General features: G+C 44.1%; 1 protein-coding gene. It reads right to left on the reverse strand.

The genetic code is table 11. The annotated features are described in order from the left end of the window. The coding region (locus HJY11_RS14555) for a phospho-sugar glycosidase domain-containing protein (protein ID WP_208076564.1) at positions 1 to 213 on the reverse strand (213 nt) is incomplete at both ends.

Here is a 213-nt window from a genome sequence, read left to right on the forward strand (position 1 = left end):
GCCAAGGCTGAATAAAATCTAGAATCAAAAGGCTCTCATCAGTCAACTGTCCCACATGATTTGCTTTTTCACTAATCTTAAATGCCTTCAGGGCAATCTGCAGTTCCCCCTTGTAGCGAGTATACAGATCGTTGTCTATGATGATGCTACCAGGCTGAATATTTCTTTCCTGGTCTCTTGGCGGAATCGACTCTTTCCCATACTTTACGCGGG

The organism is Bittarella massiliensis (ex Durand et al. 2017) (assembly GCF_017566145.1).
GTDB lineage: Bacteria > Bacillota > Clostridia > Oscillospirales > Ruminococcaceae > Bittarella > Bittarella massiliensis_A.